This is a genomic window from Glycomyces harbinensis, from assembly GCF_900101745.1.
In the GTDB taxonomy this organism is placed as follows: Bacteria; Actinomycetota; Actinomycetes; order Mycobacteriales; family Micromonosporaceae; genus Glycomyces; species Glycomyces harbinensis.
The window spans coordinates 21978-39403 of record NZ_FNAD01000011.1 but is presented as its reverse complement, the minus strand read 5'-3'; the positions used below and the strand labels follow the sequence as shown (position 1 = coordinate 39403).

General features: G+C 70.9%; 17 protein-coding genes. 8 read left to right on the top strand and 9 right to left on the bottom strand.

All coding sequences use genetic code 11. From position 1 onward, the window contains the following. Positions 1–10: 10 nt before the first annotated feature. Complete coding sequence (locus tag BLQ63_RS17625; protein ID WP_218125323.1) at positions 11–835, top strand: alpha/beta fold hydrolase; 825 nt, start codon at positions 11–13, stop codon at positions 833–835. Between the two features lie 28 nt (positions 836–863). On the opposite strand, the gene BLQ63_RS29665 is transcribed toward BLQ63_RS17625, so the two are convergent. The 5 genes from BLQ63_RS29665 to BLQ63_RS17605 form a co-directional block, all read right to left on the bottom strand. Next, positions 864–989: a hypothetical protein gene (locus BLQ63_RS29665; RefSeq protein WP_281187959.1), complete on the bottom strand. Its 126-nt coding sequence runs from the start codon at positions 987–989 to the stop codon at positions 864–866. A gap of 9 nt (positions 990–998) precedes the next feature. Further along, the gene (locus BLQ63_RS17620; protein ID WP_091038139.1) at positions 999–2501 is read right to left on the bottom strand and encodes an Hsp70 family protein; all 1503 of its coding nucleotides are present in this window, start codon (positions 2499–2501) and stop codon (positions 999–1001) included. Positions 2502–2549: 48 nt separating this feature from the next. Beyond that, positions 2550–3347 carry a hypothetical protein gene (locus BLQ63_RS17615; RefSeq protein WP_143014973.1) on the bottom strand — a complete coding sequence of 266 codons (798 nt, stop codon included), beginning with the start codon at positions 3345–3347 and terminating at the stop codon, positions 2550–2552. A gap of 56 nt (positions 3348–3403) precedes the next feature. Continuing rightward, on the bottom strand, positions 3404–3979 hold the full coding sequence (locus tag BLQ63_RS17610) for a hypothetical protein (RefSeq protein ID WP_091038135.1): 576 nt from the start codon (positions 3977–3979) through the stop codon (positions 3404–3406). A 138-nt stretch (positions 3980–4117) separates the two neighbouring features. Next, positions 4118–4852: an SDR family oxidoreductase gene (locus BLQ63_RS17605; protein ID WP_091038132.1), complete on the bottom strand. Its 735-nt coding sequence runs from the start codon at positions 4850–4852 to the stop codon at positions 4118–4120. Positions 4853–4977: 125 nt separating this feature from the next. Here BLQ63_RS17605 and BLQ63_RS17600 point away from each other — a divergent pair, with 125 nt between their 5' ends. The 5 genes from BLQ63_RS17600 to BLQ63_RS17580 all read left to right on the top strand — a co-directional run bounded on the left by BLQ63_RS17600 (position 4978) and on the right by BLQ63_RS17580 (position 10566). After that, positions 4978–5559 (top strand): TetR/AcrR family transcriptional regulator, encoded by a 582-nt coding sequence (locus BLQ63_RS17600; protein WP_091038130.1) that lies wholly within the window; start codon positions 4978–4980, stop codon positions 5557–5559. A 388-nt stretch (positions 5560–5947) separates the two neighbouring features. Then, a complete protein-coding gene (locus tag BLQ63_RS17595) occupies positions 5948–7315 on the top strand; it encodes a serine/threonine-protein kinase (protein WP_177154990.1) in 1368 nt (455 codons plus the stop codon). Positions 7316–7760: 445 nt separating this feature from the next. Continuing rightward, positions 7761–8522: a DinB family protein gene (locus tag BLQ63_RS17590; RefSeq protein ID WP_091038124.1), complete on the top strand. Its 762-nt coding sequence runs from the start codon at positions 7761–7763 to the stop codon at positions 8520–8522. A 260-nt stretch (positions 8523–8782) separates the two neighbouring features. Beyond that, positions 8783–9970, top strand: a complete 1188-nt coding sequence (locus BLQ63_RS17585; protein WP_143014971.1) for a chymotrypsin family serine protease — start codon at positions 8783–8785, stop codon at positions 9968–9970. A gap of 92 nt (positions 9971–10062) precedes the next feature. After that, a complete protein-coding gene (locus BLQ63_RS17580; protein ID WP_091038120.1) occupies positions 10063–10566 on the top strand; it encodes a hypothetical protein in 504 nt (167 codons plus the stop codon). A 99-nt stretch (positions 10567–10665) separates the two neighbouring features. Here the strand turns inward: BLQ63_RS17580 and BLQ63_RS17575 are convergent, their stop codons facing one another. Together BLQ63_RS17575 and BLQ63_RS17570 are read right to left on the bottom strand one after the other, a co-directional pair. Next, positions 10666–12198: an Hsp70 family protein gene (locus BLQ63_RS17575; protein ID WP_091038117.1), complete on the bottom strand. Its 1533-nt coding sequence runs from the start codon at positions 12196–12198 to the stop codon at positions 10666–10668. Positions 12199–12523: 325 nt separating this feature from the next. Beyond that, positions 12524–13519, bottom strand: a complete 996-nt coding sequence (locus BLQ63_RS17570) for an SMP-30/gluconolactonase/LRE family protein (RefSeq protein WP_143014970.1) — start codon at positions 13517–13519, stop codon at positions 12524–12526. A gap of 112 nt (positions 13520–13631) precedes the next feature. On the opposite strand from BLQ63_RS17570, the gene BLQ63_RS17565 reads away from it, so the two are divergent. Next, positions 13632–14525 (top strand): helix-turn-helix transcriptional regulator, encoded by an 894-nt coding sequence (locus BLQ63_RS17565; protein WP_177154989.1) that lies wholly within the window; start codon positions 13632–13634, stop codon positions 14523–14525. A gap of 192 nt (positions 14526–14717) precedes the next feature. On the opposite strand, the gene BLQ63_RS17560 is transcribed toward BLQ63_RS17565, so the two are convergent. Together BLQ63_RS17560 and BLQ63_RS17555 are read right to left on the bottom strand one after the other, a co-directional pair. Beyond that, a complete protein-coding gene (locus BLQ63_RS17560) occupies positions 14718–15623 on the bottom strand; it encodes a diacylglycerol kinase catalytic domain-containing protein (protein WP_091038111.1) in 906 nt (301 codons plus the stop codon). Next, complete coding sequence (locus BLQ63_RS17555; protein ID WP_091038109.1) at positions 15620–16621, bottom strand: SPFH domain-containing protein; 1002 nt, start codon at positions 16619–16621, stop codon at positions 15620–15622. Before BLQ63_RS17555 ends, BLQ63_RS17560 begins: the two co-directional genes overlap by 4 nt. Before the next feature lie 69 nt (positions 16622–16690). Between BLQ63_RS17555 and BLQ63_RS17550 the strand changes: the two genes are divergently transcribed. After that, positions 16691–17371: an NUDIX hydrolase gene (locus tag BLQ63_RS17550; RefSeq protein WP_091038107.1), complete on the top strand. Its 681-nt coding sequence runs from the start codon at positions 16691–16693 to the stop codon at positions 17369–17371. Positions 17372–17426: the final 55 nt, after the last annotated feature.

Sequence of the window (17426 nt, the reverse complement as noted above, 5' to 3'; positions counted from 1 at the left end):
GGTTGCGCCCATGCCAATGCACTTCGTCGCGCACGGGACCGGAACCCCCGTCCTTGCGATCCACGGCTGGACCCCCGACCACCGCCTCATGACCGGCTTCATGGAGCCGTTCTTCGCCCGCCGCTCCGCCGCACGCCCCGGCGGACGCCCCTACCGCCGCCTCTACCCCGACCTCCCCGGCATGGGGCAGACCGAGATCACCGAGAAGTACCAGGGCACGGACGACATGCTCAACGCCCTCCAGGGCTTCGTGGACCACACGATCGGCGGCGCGCCGTTCCTCATCGTCGGCGAATCCTACGGCGGCTACCTCGCCCGCGCCATCGCCAACTCCCGCCCCGAGCAGGTGCTCGGCCTCGGCCTGGTGTGCCCCATCGGGAAAGAGGCCCGCCACTCCAAGCGGACCCTCCCACCCCACACCGTGATCGCCGCCGATCCCGCGTTCATGGCCGGGCTGCCGCCGGCGGACGCCGCCTCCTACGGCGAACTCGCGGTCGTGCAGTCCCCGGAGACGTTCCGCCGCTTCCGCGAGGAGATCGCGCCGGGGCTGGCGCTGGCCGACGACGAGGGGCTGGTTCGGGTGGCGCGCAACTACGAGCTGAGCACCGCCCCCGAATCCGGCGCGCCGTTCGAGCGGCCCGCGCTCATCGTCACCGGTCGGCAGGACGACAACACCGGGTACGCCGATGTCTATGCGCTGCTTGAGCACTACCCGCGCGCGACCTTCGCCGTGCTCGACCGGGCCGGGCACAACCTCCAGCTCGAGCAGCCGGTGCTGCTCGACGCCTTCCTGGACGAATGGCTGGACCGCGTCGAGGAGGCCGCGGCGAGCTGACCGGACGAGCTCGAAGCCCGGACTCGACCTAGCGGCGCTTGAACCAGCGCCGGGCGGCGGGGCGCGCCAGAAGCGCGAGACCCGTGGCGGCGAGCGCGGCGAACAGCAGGAGCATCACGTAATCGCCGGCTGCGGGCGTATCGATCATCTGCATGAGGGTCTCCTAACCGAGCAGTCCGAGCGTCTGCAGCACCGGCACGAGCACCAGCACCGGCATGAGCACTGCCTGCGCGGCGACGAGCGCCCACCACGCCCACGGCCTGCGCACCCACAGCAATGGGACGCAGGCCAGGACGAGACCCCTTCCCGCGTTGAGGAAGTAGAGCAGGTGCTCGTCAGCGTTGTAGAACGCGTCGTAGATCAGGTCCGACATCGGCAGCGCCTGGAAGACCAGGGCCACGGCGAACCATCCCAGCAGCCAAGGCATGCGCTCCTTTCGCAGCGCGGGTTGCGGCGCGCTTGCCAGCGGCCGGACCGACTGTTGCGGCGTCGGCGTCGGCGTCGGCGTCGGAGCGGCCCGCGCCGCGTTCAGCGGCTGCCGGGCAGGCTGCGGCGGCTGCGCGGGCTCGTACTTCCACTGCGGCGGTTCCGGTGCCTCTGCGGTCGGCGGGGCGAGCAGGGCACCGTGGGCCACGACCTGTTCCAGCCGGTCGATCATCGTCGGCGGCCTCCCCGTCTCCTGGTGGAGCATGGTGGACACCAGCGGCATCCGGCTCGCACCGCCCACCAGGAAGATGCCGACGACCGATGATTCCGGAAGCCGCGCGCTGCGGATCACCGCCGCGACCATTCGCGTCGCCCGGGCGAGCAGCGGTCGTGTGAGCGCGTCCAGTTCGGCGCGCGTGAGGTGCAGTTCCCGGTCGATCACCGGAATGAACAGGTCCGCGCTGGAGTGGCGGGACAGCCGCTCCTTCGCCTGCCGCACCTCGTCGTAGAGGCTCTGCCACTGCCGCCACTGCACCGGAGTGGCCGGGGTGAGGAGCCGCCGCCAGCCCTCGTCGGCGCCGAAGTGCCCTTCGAGGTGGCCGACGATCGCGGCGTCGATGTCGATGCCGCCGAGGTCGTCGAGGCCGTCGACGACGAGCACCTCGAATCCGGTCTGACTGCGCCGCACCACGCTCGCGTCGAAGGTGCCGCCGCCGAAGTCGTGCACCACGACGGCGGCGCCGACCGGGACCAGGTGCTTCAGCGCGGTGGCGTAGTAGGTCGCCGCGGCGACGGGCTCCGGCAGCAGTGTCACGGACACGAACCCTGCGGCCTTCGCCGCGTCCTCGAGGACCAGCCGCCGCGTCGGGCCCCACGCCGCCGGATGCGTCAAGGTCACCGCGTTCGGGGCGGTGCCGAGGATTCGCCCGCACTCGGCGCGCACCTTGGAGAGCACGGCCGCGAACAGGTCGCACACGGCGAACTCCAGGTCGCCCAAGAGCACGGTCCCGTCATCGACGCGCCGTTTCGGGTGCGGCTCGAACCGGGCCGGGTCGCGGCGCGCCGCATCACGGGCGTCGCCCCCTACGGTGAGCAGCCCGTCGGCCTCGGCGAATACGGCCGAGGGCAGCAGTGGCGAACCGTCGAACAGAACGGACTCCACGTTCCCGCTCGCATGGCGGAGGGCGGCGACGGTGTGGGAGGTGCCGAAGTCGATGCTCAGAAGAGGGGCGATGGACATATGGGCACCCTACTTTCCCCGCGCCCGACCGTTTTGCGCCGCAATCGGTCAGTAGTGGTCGCGCTTGCGTTTGCGCCTGATCTCGACCCCCGCGGGGAGACCGGCCTCGGCGCGGCGCTGCTTGTCGACCCGTTGGAGGAGCACCACGACGACCAGCATGACGACCCCGATCACGACCCCGGCCACTGCGAGCCAGTCGATTTCGAGCGCGAGGGCGACGGAGATCACGAAGGCGTCGATCACGAGGAGCAGGGTCAACGCCAGGGCCGCCCGGTTGCGGCGGAGGTTCGGCTCCGAGGTGTCCATCATGTTCTCGCCGATCGCCTGGCGGGGACGCAGGACCAGTTGCAGCGGCCACAGGACGAGCATGAAGAACGTCAAGGAGAACAGCAGCGCGATGACCCAGCCGAGCAGGGCGAACATCACCGACGCCGGCGACGGCCCGTCCGTGGGGAACCAGTAGTGCCACTGGTCCTCGGCCTGCGCGGCGGCGACGGCGCCCGTCGCGTTCATGACGATTTCGGCGACGCCCATCGCGGCGAGGGCGGCGAGCGCGCCGAGTATCGGGAGGCGGAACCAACGCCGCTTGATCGACGCCGTCGACAGATCCCGGTCCCTGCTCCATGCGAGCTCGAGCGTCGGAAAACCGCCCGCTGCGGCCGGACCGAGGAACATCAGCCAACTCACCGGATTCTCACCGTCCGGATCCCCGACCGCGACGACGAGTCCCCACGCGCTCGCGAGCACCCCGACCACGGCGACGATCATCGCCGGGACGCTGTAATTGGTCGCGAACCATGCGCGAATCGCACTGGACTGGTCAGTACGAGCCTTATGAGCAGTCATGACGCGATCCTAGTCATTTGCCGCCACAGCCCCGTTCGCTCAAGGCGGTCCAGTGGCTAATCGAGGGTCGTGTCCGGATCAGCGGTGTCCATCGGGTGCTCCCCGATCGCCCGTCCTTGGCGCCGGATCAGTTGCAGCGGCCACAGGATCAACGAGTAGAACGCGACGGCGAGCAGCAGACCGATGAAGTAGCCGAGCAGGCCGTACGACACCGACACCAGCGCCGGACCGTCCGCGGAGAACCCGTCGAGCCATACGTCCGCGGCCTGCCCGGCGGCCTCGGCGTTCACCGCGTATACGGCGAGCTCGGCGAGGCCCATGGCGACGACGGCGCCGAGCACCCCCAGAAACGGGAGGACGAGCCACCGCCGCTTCATCGACGCCATCGACAGGTCCCGGTCCCTGCTCCACGCGAGCTCGACCGTCGGAAAGACCGTCACCACCATGGGGCCGAGCACCATCGACCAGCTCACTGGATTCTCCCCGTACAGGTCGCCGAAGGCGGCGACGAGTCCACAGCCGCTCGCGAGAGCGCAGACCACGCCGACGACCACCACCGGCTTCCGGCGATGCGCCGCGATCCAGGTCCGAAGCGTCGCCGATCGATCAGTGCGGGGCTTGTGAGCGGCCATGCCGCGATCGTAGCGAGATGGCGCCAGGGGGCGGCGGCCCGGCAGCGCCGCGATCGCCTGGGAGCGCCCCTGACGTTTTCCGGACGCAGCGCCCGGAATACGTCAGGGGCGCCTATCCGACGGTCCGGTGCCCGTTCATCAGATGACCGTGGTGCCGCCGTCGGCGACCAGCTCCATGCCGTTGACGTAGCTCGAGTCGTCCGAGGCGAGGAACAGCGCGACCGAGGCGATCTCCTCAGGCCGGCCCATCGCCCGCCGCGGGATCACGGATTCGAACCGGGCCTTCGTCTGCTCGTCCATCACGGCCTCCATCGTCGGGCTGGCGACCTGGCCGGGGGTCAGCACGTTCGCCCGGATCCTCCTGTCGCGCAACTCGGACACCCACACCCGTGCGTAGGCGGGCAGCACGGCCTTGCTCGCGGCGTACACGCCCCAGTCGGGGTAGCCCCGGAGCGACGCGTTCGACCCGGTCATGATGATCGAGCCGCCGTCGTTGAACAGCGGCAACGCTTTCTGAACCGTGAACAGCGTGCCCCGTGCGTTGAGCGAGAAGGCGGCGTCGAACTGCTCTTCGGTGATCTCGCCGAGCCTGCCCTGCTCGCCCGTTCCGGCACTCGCCCACAGCACGTCGACCGAACCCTTCTCCCGCCTGACCGTCTCGAACAGACGGTCCAGGTCGTCGAGGTCGGCCGAATCGGCCTGCACGCCGGTCACGTTCCGGCCGACCCGTTCGACGGCGGCGTCCAGCGCGTCCTTCCGCCGGCCCGAGATGAAGACGTGAGCCCCTTCGTCAACGAACAGCTTCGCGCCTGCCAGCGCCATCCCGCTTGTCGCGCCTGTGATCACCGCGACCTTGCCATCGAGCTTTCCCACGACCACTCCATTCACCTGCTGCGCCGATGCTATGTACACCGATCTGCGTACTTAACGTATCAGCGGTCGGCGCGGGGCGCAAGCTATGCACACCGATCGGTACCCATTCGAGCTAGACTGGTCGTGTGACCGAGTTGGAGAAAGGGCCGCGCGGCCTGCGCCGCGGCAGGGGCGCGCGAGAGCGCATCGTCAGCGCTTCACAGCGGCTGTTTCGCGATCAGGGCATCAACACCACCGGCATGGACCAGCTCTGCGCGGCGGCCGAGGTGTCCAAGCGCACGCTCTACCAGCACTTCTCCGGCAAGGACGAGCTGATCGCCGAGTGCCTGCGCCGATTCGATCCCGACATCCTGCCCGAGGTGTTCGACCGCACCGACCTCACGCCTCGCGAACGGCTCCTCGCCGCGTTCGAGGTGCACGCGCCCCTGTGCCCGTTCATCGCGGCGGCCGTCGAGATCCCCGACCCGGGCCACCCGGCGCGTGTTCTCGCCCGCGACTACAAGATCGGCTTCGCCGCCCGGCTCGCCGATGCCGCGCGCGAGGCCGGCGCCGCCGATCCCGAACGGCTCGGCGAGCAACTGGCGCTGCTGTTGGACGGCGCCTCTGCCCGCGGCCGAGTCCTCAACGCCGACGCGTTCGCCACCGCCACCGCAATCGCAGCCGTCCTCATCGACGACGCCATCCCCGCAGCGGCAGACAGGATCTGATCGACCGGCAGGGACCGGCACCGCCGCAGCCTATGGGGGAGCCGCCATCGCCGCGCTCTGCCGAGCGGTCGCCGCCAGGACTCCCTTCGGCGGCGTCCGCCCCCGGGGACCGGGCGTGCCATGGCGTTCGCAAACAGCGCGTCGAAACCCTAGGAATACTCTGGACTGCCGCCGGCGGTACCCACCAACGGGTGAACTCGATGATTTCAGGTTTCATTTTCCACGGGCTGATCGAGCCCGGAAATGCTTGGGCGACCTGGGCATCGGTGCCGATCGGCTCGCGTCGCGCAGGCGGCCGTTCCCGCAGCCGACCGATATGGTGCAGGTGCCCTTCACCGCCCGCGTCGAAGGCGGTCATCTCGCCGGAATCGGCCATGAAGGAGCCATTGTGGATCTCGGAACGCTCGTCGCAGGGCGCTACCGTCTCGAAGACCCCATTGCGGCGGGCGGCATGGGCGAGGTGTGGCGGGGTTTCGACACGCTGCTCGAACGGCCGGTGGCGGTCAAGATCCTCCGCAGCACGCGCCATCTCCCGCGAGAGGCGCGGGACCGGTTCGCCCGCGAGGCCAAGACGCTCGCCAGCGTCCGCGGCCCCGGCCTGGTGGAGGTCTACGACTACGGTGAGGACACGTCGGGCCGCAGGGCGGTGCGCTTCATCGTCATGGAGCTCATCGAGGGCACCTCGCTGGCGACGCTCATCGCGGAGCACGGCGTCCTCTCGGTCGAGGAGACCCTCCGGTACGTCGCCGCGACCGCCGCGACGCTCGCCGTCGCCCACCGCAGCGGCATCGTGCACCGGGACATCAAGCCGGGCAACCTCCTCGTCGAACCCGACGGCCGGTTGCGAGTCGTGGACTTCGGCATCTCGCTCGCGGACGGGGACGACCGGCTGACCTCGGTCGGCGATGTCCTGGGCACCCTCTCCTACATCTCGCCCGAACAGCTCGGCGGCGGCCAGGTGCGCGGAACTGCCGACCTCTACTCCCTCGGCGCGGTCGCCTACGAGTGCCTCACCGGCCGCCCCCCGTTCACCGCCGACGACCCGCACGGGGTCGTCTACCAGCACCTGCACGCGCAACCGCCGCCGCTTCCCGACTCGTTGCCCCCGGCAGTGGCCGCGCTCGTGCAGCGGTGCCTGCAGAAGCACCCCGAGGACCGCTGGCCGAGCGCCTCGGCGCTCGCTGCGGCCTGCCGCGCCGCATCCACTGCGGCCGACGACACGGGCGTGCCGACGACCCGCCTCCGGCGCCGGGCCGGGCCGCGGGTCTTCGTCACGTCGCTGATCCTGGTCCTTGCCGTCGGGGCCGTTCTCATGCTGTGGCGGCCGTGGTCGCCGGCTCGCACCGACGCGCAATCCGGAGCCGACACGGTCGCCGCCGAATCCCCGTCCGCACCGGTGAGCGCCGATGCCGCCCCCACCGCGTCCGAGGCGCCCTCGCAGGAGGCGTCGACACTCCCCGAAGCGACGACCGCGCCCGCACCCGCCGTCGCCCTGCCGGACCCGGGCGGGTCCGTCGAGACCACCGCGGCCGCCGGCGTGCGCCTTCCCGACGTCGTCGGCATGGACGCGACCGAAGCCCAGGCGCACTTGCACTCCCTCGGCTGGACCGATGTCCGCATCGTCCCCACGCTCCTGTTCGCCGGGGCCGCCCCCGAGGCCTGCGAGATCGTGTCGCAGAACCCCGAACCGGAGGCCGCCGTGGAGCACGACCACCCCGTGGAGATCGCCTACTGGGGACTGCACGACTGCCCTTGACCCGCGCGTTCTCGGGACGCGGTGTCATGCCCGACCGAACTCAAGCCGCACCGGCGCCTCGCGCCGCGGATCCGCACGAGCCGAGCCGCTCGTGCCTCGACAGGAAGGACACCGACGGTCACCATGGGTTCCCAATCGCGTGCCACGCGACCGGTCCTCGTCACGCCGATGGCGAAGCCGCCGTGGGATGCGAAGACTCCGGCGATGTTCGGGGCTGATCCGCTGACGGCCGACCCGCCCTGGTCGAGCGAGAGGCGATCGGACGCGCGCGAATCGCCGGTCCTGAGCCGATCGCGGGCGCAGGAGTCCACGATCCCGCTGCGCGTGGGAGTGCGCCCCCGAGGCTACGTCGGCCGCCGCCGCGCCCCACGCGCGTAAGCCGCCCCATCCCGGCTGAAACCGACGACTCGACCGGATTGTCGGTGGGGCAGGGGAGGATGGTGCGATGACAGCGAGATTCGAGCACACTGACGCCTTCCGCGGCGCGGTCTTCCAGTCCGTCGACCTCTCGGACGCGGTGTTCCGCGACTGCGATCTGAGCCGGGTCCGCATCACCGCGTCGGCGATCCCCGAGCTGCGCGTGTCGGGCCACGCCGGCGAGATCGACCGGTTCGTGGTCAACGACGTCGACGTCACCGCTTTCGTGCGGGACGAACTCGACCGGCGCCATCCCGAACGCGTGCAGCTGCGGGCGGTGCGGACGCCGGACGACTACCGATCGATGTGGACGGTCCTCGAGCGGCTCTGGGAGGACGCGGTCGCCCGCGCCGAGCGCCTGCCGGAGGCGGTCCGCAACGAGCGGGTGGACGGCGAGTGGTCCTTCGCCGAGACCATGCGCCACCTGGTCTTCGCCACCGACATCTGGGTGGGGCGCATGGCGAGGGGAGAGGCCCGGCCGTTCCACCGGATCGGTCTGCCGACGAGCGACTTTCCGGCCGACGCGGCCCGTGAGATCGGCGTCGACGTCGACGCGCGGCCGTCTTGGGACGAGATCGTGGAGGTCCGCGCCGGTCGCGCCGCGATGATGCGAGACGCGGTCGAGGGCCTGACCGAGACCGAGTTCGAACGGCTCGTCACCGCCGAGCCGGCCCCGACCTGGGGAGTGCTGAGCCTGCCGGTCGGCAGGTGCCTGCGGGTGGTGCTCAACGAGCACTGCGAGCACCGGCACTACGCCCTCCGCGACCTGGCGACCCTCGAATCCCGCTGAATCCCGCTGAATCCCGCGAACGAACCTGGTGCCGGCGGCGTTGAGCCGCCGGGTACACCGATCGACCGCGCCCGCTGTGGCGGAGCCGACGGCCGCCGGTCACCCGCCGGTCTTCCGCCTCGATTTCCCCTCCTTTCACAGAAAGAATGGTGGCGAGGCCTGGTCGCGCTCGGGTTCCCGACTCGGCGGCCTCGGTCTCGGCTTCCGACCATCGGACAGGTCGCCGCCGAGACGACCCCCTCCGAGAGACTGGACGGAACATGATGAAGACACGTGCGCTCATCGCGCTCGCATCGTCCGCACTCCTGCTCGCCCCCGCGGCGGCCGCGAATGCCGAAGAGCCCGAAGCAGGTCCCTACCTCCAGACCGCCGACGAAGCCCTCGCCGAAGACCTCACCCTCATAGCCGCGGCCCAAGGCTGGACCTACGCCGAAGCGCTCGCCCAGCACGAAGCGACCGAAGCGATCGGGGAACTGGCGGTCCAGGTCGCGGCGGCATACCCTGACGCCTTCGTCGGGTCCGCACTGTCCACAGAGCCCGGCGGCGCGCCCACGCTCTACATCAAGGGCACCGCCGCCCCCGCGATCAACGCGCTCGCCGCCTCGGCCGAGGTCGCCGTCAACATCGCCGACGGCCAGCCCTATTCGTTCGTCGAACTGGAAGCGCGCAACGACAAGCTGCACGCCGAGCTCATCGGCATGGGCTACGACACCCTGATGACGGCCGTCGACATCACCAGCGGCACCGTCGAAGCCGACATCGAGACCACCGAGGAGCTCTCGTCCAGCAGGACGGCCGTTCGGGCCGCCCTGTCCGAGGAGTTCGACGAGGGCGTCGAACTGAACTTCACCGACTCCCTGGAAGCCGGGCTCGAATACGCCTTCGGGGGCGCCAAGGTCGGCGGCGGCACATCGTGCACCAGCGGTTGGACCGTCATCACTCCCGGCGGCACCCAAGGCGTGACCACCGCCGGCCACTGCGACGGCATCACCCGCATCCTCGAAGACGGCTCCGGCTGGCACGCGATGGACTACCGATCGCAGCATCGCGGCCGGTGGGGCGACGTCGAATGGCACACCGTGCCCGGCAACTCCACTCCTGCCCGGTTCTACGCCAATGCGAACACGCGTCGCACCACGACCTCCACCGAGCCGGCCTCCGGACTCACCACCGGCGAATCGATCTGCGTCTACGGCCGGACCACCAATCAGCGCGACTGCTCGGCTCTGTTGTTGCGGCCCAGCCTCACCTGCACGATCGACGGCGTCAGCACCGCCCGTATGGTCCAGATGAACAAGCGCGTCACCACCGGCGGCGACTCCGGCGGCGGCTGGTCCCACGGCAACCGGGCGTACGGAAGCCATGTGGGCTACTGCGCCGGCGACAGCGTCTTCACGCCGGTCGCATACTTCCCCAACGCACTCGGAGTCTCGGTCAGGACCGCCTGACCCGGATCGAGAGTTCGGCCGATCGCCGAACCGCTCGTCGGGGAACCCACCGACCGCACTCGGCCTCGCGCCCGAATCGAAGAAGGGACGGCATGAACGGTCCGCGCCACTCCAGGTGGGAGGTGATCAACCGATATCTCGCGACGGCGATCGGCAGCCACCGAATCCCCACCTGGTCGCTCGGACCGGCTCGCGAGGCGGCGTTCTCGGGGGTGTGGGACGACCTTGTCGCAGCAGCGCTCTCGCCGGTGGCGCGTCCCGTCACCGACTCCAACATGAACACGTCCTGCGTCTACGAGGTCGACGGCGAAGGCACGCTCTACGTCTCCACCGTGCTGCCGTTCGTCATCGCCTGGGACGCAGAGAGGCGCGCCTTCTCGGACACGGCCCCGCCGTGGGCCGAGCACTTGACGGGCTTCGGGTTCGCCTACATGGACTCCTCGTCCACGCGCACCCTCAGCCCGTACGTCGACGCCGAGGCGGATCGGCGGATCACCTACTTCGAGCTCCTCTTCGAATGGATCGAAGGCTCCGACGGCCCCGACCCGAGCACCCTCGTCGGTCAACGAGATATATATCGACAACAAGGTATTTGACTGTAGCCGCCGGCGTAGAGCCGACCTTGAAAGCGCTCGGCGAGCACGCCGATGCCGCCTGCGACCGAGCTCCACGGCCCGGGCCGGATCCGTTGCCGCTCAGCAGGAATCGGTTCCCACGTAGACGTATTCGAGGGTGATCGGGTCGTCGTACGAGTGCTGCGAGCCGCTCCCGGGGCTCTGGGCGGTGACTTCGCAATGGTCGTACGTGGACCCTGTTCGGCGCTCGCCGTCGGTCGTCACGCTCGTGAATCCGGCCTCGGCGAGAAGGCGCTCGGCGTCGGCGGCCGACTCGCCCACGACGTTCGGCATCGCGGCCCCGGCGTCGGCCGCCGGCGAGGCCGAGGTGCCCGGCGAGGTCGGATCCGCCGTGGCGGCCGTCGTCGCAGACTCCGGTGTCGGGGACGGCCCGTCCGTCTCCTCTTCGAGGGCTGAGGGTTCAGGGGAGGTGGGCTCGTCGGCCGGCTCCTCCTCGGTGCCGCCGGAGTCCGATTCCTCGGGTTCGGCCTCGCCGGCGGCATCGGGCGGGGACGGCGTCATGCTGCCGGCGTCGAGTCCTTCGGTGTCCGGAGTCCCGCGGTTGAGCAGGGCCACACCGGCGAAGGCCAAGACCGCGACGACGACGACCATCATCGTCACCAGCACGTCAGGGCTCGTCCGCAGCCGGGAGAACGGCGAGGCGGCCACCGGAGCCTCGGCCGTCTCCTCGCCGCCGATCCGTGCGAGTCCCGCGAGCGCCGTCCCCTCGGCGATCACCAGGTCCGGCAGTTCGGGCTTGACCGGTTCGACGCCGAGGTGGTGGCCGAGGACGGTGGGCACGAGCGGAGTCCGGCTCGCCCCGCCCACCAGCAGCAGGGCTTCGAGTTGCCCCCGTTCGACTCCGGCCTCCCGCATGGTCTCCTCGACCAGGCTCACCGTGCGCAGGACCGCCGGGCTGAGGCACTGTTCGGCGTCCTCGCGGGTCAAGCGCAGTTCGTGGTCGAGCCCGGGCAGGGCGACGCTCGCGGAGAGATGGTCGGACAGGTGCTCGCGGGCGGCGCACACCGCGTCGAGCACGCCCGCGCGCAGCACGGTCTCGCCGGGGTTCTGGACCCGCGCCCAGTATTCGGCGTCGGAGTGGCGGATCCGGACGGAGAGGTGCTCGAGCAGCAGCTGGTCGAACGCCCGCCCGCCGATGTCGTCGGCGCTCTTCGCGGCGTCGACCCGGTACTGGTCGCCTTCGCGGTGGACCACGGCCACATGGCACGAGGCCGCGCCGAGGTTGTAGACGACGAGCGGCGCGCCCGGGTCGAGCAGGCGGCCTTGGGCTTCGGCCAGTTGCCGGGCGGCGGCTTCGGGCTCGGACACCAGGAACGAGGCGTCGAACCCGGCGTTCGCGGCCGCTTCGGCGTGCGCCCGGCGCCGGGTCGAGTTCCAGGAGGCGGGGACGGCGAGCCCTACGAGCACCGGCTCTTCGTCGGGGTTCGGGTCGGGGGTTCGGGTCGGTTCGGGGTCGTCGGCGTTCACCAGAGGGGTCGTGCTCTGTTGAACGTCCCGGTCCTCAGGACCGCTGTCGTCTCGGCGCGTGGACACTGTCGTGGTCGCCGACCCGAGGTCGACCCCCACGGCGACTGCTCGAGGGGAGGGATGCATGATCGAGAGTCTATGGCCTGGAAACAATGGGCTTCAATAGATCTCGCACTTTTCGTGTAACTTCTGCTTCGGAGACCGATATGTTACTCACTGGTATCCAGTCTACTGCGGATCATTCTCCACGATGGTTCCATTGCCGGACAAGAGGATGCATGGTCCGCGAGCGAACGCCCGACGGAAGCCGCGCGGTGCGGGTTCTGCTCGAACGGTCCATAGTAGATTTCAGATATGGGAGCGTTTCCGTGCCGGGGCGAGCAGGCCGGGGCCGACGCCAGAGGCGCCGACCCCGCTCCGAACCGGCGTCACCTGACCGCCGGCCCGCCGATCAGTACCGGCGGATCGAGAACTCGTCCGAACTGCCCGTCCCCGACAGCAGCAGTCCCAGATCCCCGCTCAGCACGTGCACCGAGCATCCGACCACCGTTGCAGCGGTCGGTGCGGCATCCGGCCAGTCCTTGCCGGACTTCACCGTCGCCGACCCCCAGTCCCGCGAGAGCCACAGCACGCGAACCGCGTCCTCGCCCCCGCCGCCGAGCGTGTTCAGCACCGCGACCAGCGAACCGTCCGGACGCAGACGCAGGCCGTCCACACCGGTCAGGTCGCCGTCGACCTTCACCTCCCGCAAGCGGTCCGGGCGGGCGGTGTCGATGCGCCAGAGCGAGGCGTCCGAGTAGTTCCCCACGACCAGGCGGCCGCTGTCGTACACGATCCCGTTGGCGCCGTAGCCGCCCTCGAACGCCAGGCGCTCGTCGCGGACCAGCATCGAGGCCGACCCGTCCGGCTCGACCGCGTAGACGGCGCCCGCGAACGAGTCGGTGACATAGGCGGTGCCGTCGGGCGCGACCGCGACGTCGTTCGCGAAGAAGCCCCCGCCGTCGGGAACCAGCGCCGCCAAGTCGATGTACGCGATCCGGTCGCCGCTCTCGAGGTCGAAGATCCCCAGCCCCGCGACGAGTCCGGCGGTCTCAGAGCTGGAGCCCTCGGCGACTCCGTTGTCCGCGTTGGCGACCAGCAGCCGGTCGTTGCGGGCGTCGACCGTCACGCCGAGCGCGGCGATCATGGCCGGGTCCTCCACGAGCGTCTCGACCGTCCCGTCGTCGGCGACGATCGAGACCGTCCCGTGCCGTGCCGAGGACACGAGGAAGGCGTCCCGGCCCGAGTCGTAGGCGACGCCTTCGGGATACAGGGTCGGCGCCTGCGCCTCGACGAGGTCGGGACGACGTTCCCCTTGCGGCCCTGCCGCGGTCGCCGGTGATGCGGCGGCCACCAGGGTCGCCGCGGCCAGTGCGGCGAGCACCGGTCCGGTGATGTGCTTGTGCACCGTTCGCTCCCTTTCGCTCATGCGTTGTTGCGATCGGTCCAAGCGTCGCCCGGGAACCGGGTGCCCGACTGGCGTGTTCGATACTGGTAGTCCGAACACCTGGGAGCCGCACGTGGAAGAGGTACGGAGAGCCGCGCTGGGGGAGTTCCTGCGCAGTCGGCGCCGCGCGCTGTCCCCCGGAGAGGTCGGTCTCGCGCCGGGTCTGCGGCGGCGGACGCCGGGTCTGCGCCGCGAGGAGGTCGCCGTCCTGTCCAATGTGGGCGTCACCTGGTACACCTGGCTGGAGCAGGGCCGGGACATCAATCCCTCGCCGGAGATCCTGGCGGCGATCGCGGGCGCGCTCAGGCTCGACGCGGCGGGCACGGAGTACCTGTTCCGGCTCGTCGGTCAACTGCCGCCCTCGTCCGAGCCGATCGGAGCGGGGGTTCCCGAGCGGTTGCTGCGGATGATGCACGCGCAGCATCCGGCGCCCGCGATCATCATCGACGGCGGCTGGGACCTGGTGGGCTGGAACGACGTCGCCGACGCCCTTTACGGGTACACGAGGGTGCCGCCCGGAGACCGCAACCCCGCCTGGCTGTTCTTCGCGTCCGAGCGGATCCGCTCCGAGACCGTCGGCTGGGAGGCGCACGCCCGCAGGATGGTCGGCGAGCTGCGGGAGTCCTTCGCCCGCGATCCGAACCGGCGCATGGAAGCCCTGCTCGGAAGGCTGCGGGAGCACTTCCCGCAGGCCGCGGCGTGGCTGGACGAGCACGAGGTGGTGCACCGGGGCGCGGGCATCGACATGGACGTCGACCACCCCCGCATCGGGATGCTGCGACTCGAACAGGTGGTGCTGCACTCGGCCGAAGCGCCCGACCTGCAACTCGTCGTCAAGCTGCCGAAGCCGTACACCGGGACCGAGGAGCGACTGCGCCTCCTGTGCGACGTCGAGGACGCGCCCCTCGACACGCCCGAGGTCCAGGCACTCCAGATCGAGACCCCGGCGCCGATCGGGAACGGGTAGGCGTCGCCGCGCTCCACGAGCCCGATGCCGACCGCCGCCACTGCGAACCCACCAGCCGACGCGCCCGATCTCCTCGATGCCGGCGGCCCGAAGATCGGGACGCAGGCCCCTGAAACCCGCTTCGCGCCGCCGAAGGGCTCGCGTCGGCCGACCGGGCGGCCGACGCCGATCGCGGTCGGCCGCCGCCACGCCCTAGCGGGGCACGACCAGGTGAAGATGGCGGTCGGCCAGGCCGATGACGACCTGCTGCCCCCACGTGACGGTGAGGTGGTCGGATTCGAGGCCGTCGGCGAAGACCACGAGCCGCTCGCTCTCGCAGACCAGCCGCAGCTCTTCCCCCGCCTTCAACACGCCGGCGGTCAGCGAAGTGCCGGTCGACGGCGACGGCCACGCCTCCCGCACGAACCAGGACAGCGACGGCTCCTCCGGGGCCGGGAGCACCGTGTTCCCACCCCGTTCGGCCGCAACGGAGGCGCTCCAGCCGGTGGCCCCCGTGCCCGTGCCGACGAGCACCCCGGAGGACGACTGCCGCTCGTCCGCGCCGTCCGCGCCGACGAGTCGGTAGCGCGCGGACTGGTGCGTGCCGTGGCCCGCGTACACCTCGTTGAGACCGGCCAGCTCCTGGCCGTCGTCGAGGCGGGCCGCGACCATGGTCAGCCGCCGGATCGCCGCCGAGCCCTGCGCCGCGGCCCGGAGCGCGGCGGCGACCGAGCGGGCCTGGAAGCGCGTGAGCACGCCGGGGTTGCGCCCCGGCTCGGGGTCCACGCCGATCACCGGCTGGCCCGACAGGTACTTCGCGAGGTTGGCGACCAGCCCGTCCTGGCCGACCGCGACGACCAGGTCCTCCGGCGAGAACAGGAACCGGGGCAGGTCCGCCCGGTCGACCCGGCCCCGGCGCCATTCGGCCGGGACCGCCGCGTCCACTGTGGTGAGCGCCGCCTCGAGCGCCTCGTGCCGGACGGTGACCTCTCCCAGGTCGCGGCCGCGCTGGCGCAGGAAGTGCTCGGCCGCGGCGCGCGTGCCGTGCCGGGCGAGCAGCTCGTCCAGTTCGCTGCGGCGGCTGACCACCACCACTCTCGGCGCCAGCGTCGCGCTCATCGCGAGCCGTCGGCGAGTCGCGAGAGGGCCCCGGAGAGGAGGTCCGGGGTGATCGTCAGCTGGCCGATCTCGGGCATCTGGCCCGCGAGCTCGCGCAGCGCCAGCGACGGCAGCACCGTCGCGGGAAGGTCGCGGTAGGAGGTCATGCGGGCCGCCTCCGCTTCGGCCTCGGCCGCTCCCACCGCACGGATCCGGTCGGCCTCGGCGGACGCGAGGGTGCGCGACTGCTCCGCCTCGCCCTGGGCGACGGCGAGCGCCGCCGCGGCGGCCAGCTCGGCTCGGCGCCGGTCGTTGGCGCCCTTCTGCTCGACCAGCTGCTCCTCGCGCCGGGCCAGTTCGATCTTGTTCTGCAACTCGTTCTCGGCGATGGCCCGCTCCTGCTCCACGGCCTGGGCACGCCGCGAGTACGTGGCCTTGTCGGCCTCCTGCTGGACGGCCTCCCGGGTCGGGGTCTGCAAGGACCGCTCCAGCTCCGGTTCGGGCCGGATCGCCACCACCCGGGCGCTGACCACGGTGACCCCGATGTCGCTGAGCCGCGTCTCGTCCGAGAGCGCCGCGGCGACGGACTCCCGGACCTCGGTGATGGCGAGCGTGAGCGCCTCCGCCAGCGGCACGCGGGCCAGCAGGTCCAGGGCGGGCTGCTGGGCGAGCTCGGTGAGCAGGGTCGCGACCTGGTCGAGAGGCCGGGCACGGGCCTTGCCGCGGTAGGGGTCGACGGAGAAGTCGAGCCGGGTGGCGGCCAGCGCCGGGTCGGCGATCCGGTAGGTCACCGTCGCCTGGACGGTGACGTCGGCGAAGTCGGCGGTGCGGGCGTGGAACATCAGGGGGAGTTCCCGGTCGTCGACGGGCACTTCGGAGAGGACGGCGACCAGGGGCCGGTACCAGAACGACTGCCCGGTCCCCTCCTTGACGGTGCGGTCGCGCTTCTGGAATCGGACCCAGACGGTGGGGGTGCCGCGCAGGTGTCGCAGGTGGAGCAGTCTCGTTACATCGGCCATGGGTTGGGCCTCCATTTCACGTCATACTGACGATAACCGCTGTGCTAGATTATCGTCAAGGTGGTGATAATGGATTATCCAGTGTTCGCTGTCACGGTGGACCTCGTGGTGCTGACGGTGAGAGACGGCGGGCTGCACGTGCTGCTGGTGCGGCGCGGCCTCGAACCCCATCTCGACCGGTGGGCGCTCCCGGGCGGGTTCGTCCACGCCGACGAGGAGTTGGCCGCGGCGGCGCGGCGTGAACTCGCCGAGGAGACCGGCCTGGCCGAGCCGGGCGGGCATCTCGAGCAGCTCGCGAGTTACGGTGCGCCCGACCGCGATCCGCGCGGACGGGTGGTCACGATCGCCTACCTGGCGCTCGTCCCCGACCTTCCCATTCCCACGGCCGGAACGGATGCGGCGGAGGCCGAGTGGCGTCCGGTGGGCGCGCTGGGCCTCGCCTTCGACCACGACCGCATCCTCGCAGACGGGGTCGAGCGGGCTCGGTCCAAATTGGAGTACACGCCGCTGGCTGCCGCGTTCTGCCCGCCCGAGTTCACCATCGCGGCCCTGCGCCAGGTCTACGAAGCGGTCTGGGGCGAGTCGCTGGACCCGCGCAACTTCCACCGCAAGGCCACCACGACACCGGGTTTCGTGTCCCCAACGGGCGGAACGACCGAGGGCGAGCCCGGACGCCCGGCACAGCTGTTCCGCCGCGGCGACGCGACCCTGCTCAACCCGCCGATCCTGCGCCGCGCACACGGCGCATAAGTCGACGCCCGGCCCCGAGAACGGCACGGCGGCGCCCCCGCGGGACCCGCGGGGG

Coding starts and splice junctions, on each gene's coding strand:
- BLQ63_RS17620 (WP_091038139.1), bottom strand. CDS start 2,501: ATGTCCATCGCCCCTCTTCTGAGCATCGACTTCGGCACCTCCCACACC.
- BLQ63_RS17580 (WP_091038120.1), top strand. CDS start 10,063: ATGAACGGTCCGCGCCACTCCAGGTGGGAGGTGATCAACCGATATCTC.
- BLQ63_RS17615 (WP_143014973.1), bottom strand. CDS start 3,347: ATGACTGCTCATAAGGCTCGTACTGACCAGTCCAGTGCGATTCGCGCA.
- BLQ63_RS29665 (WP_281187959.1), bottom strand. CDS start 989: ATGCAGATGATCGATACGCCCGCAGCCGGCGATTACGTGATGCTCCTG.
- BLQ63_RS17550 (WP_091038107.1), top strand. CDS start 16,691: ATGGATTATCCAGTGTTCGCTGTCACGGTGGACCTCGTGGTGCTGACG.
- BLQ63_RS17610 (WP_091038135.1), bottom strand. CDS start 3,979: ATGGCCGCTCACAAGCCCCGCACTGATCGATCGGCGACGCTTCGGACC.
- BLQ63_RS17585 (WP_143014971.1), top strand. CDS start 8,783: ATGATGAAGACACGTGCGCTCATCGCGCTCGCATCGTCCGCACTCCTG.
- BLQ63_RS17555 (WP_091038109.1), bottom strand. CDS start 16,621: ATGGCCGATGTAACGAGACTGCTCCACCTGCGACACCTGCGCGGCACC.
- BLQ63_RS17560 (WP_091038111.1), bottom strand. CDS start 15,623: ATGAGCGCGACGCTGGCGCCGAGAGTGGTGGTGGTCAGCCGCCGCAGC.
- BLQ63_RS17625 (WP_218125323.1), top strand. CDS start 11: ATGCCAATGCACTTCGTCGCGCACGGGACCGGAACCCCCGTCCTTGCG.
- BLQ63_RS17575 (WP_091038117.1), bottom strand. CDS start 12,198: ATGCATCCCTCCCCTCGAGCAGTCGCCGTGGGGGTCGACCTCGGGTCG.
- BLQ63_RS17590 (WP_091038124.1), top strand. CDS start 7,761: ATGACAGCGAGATTCGAGCACACTGACGCCTTCCGCGGCGCGGTCTTC.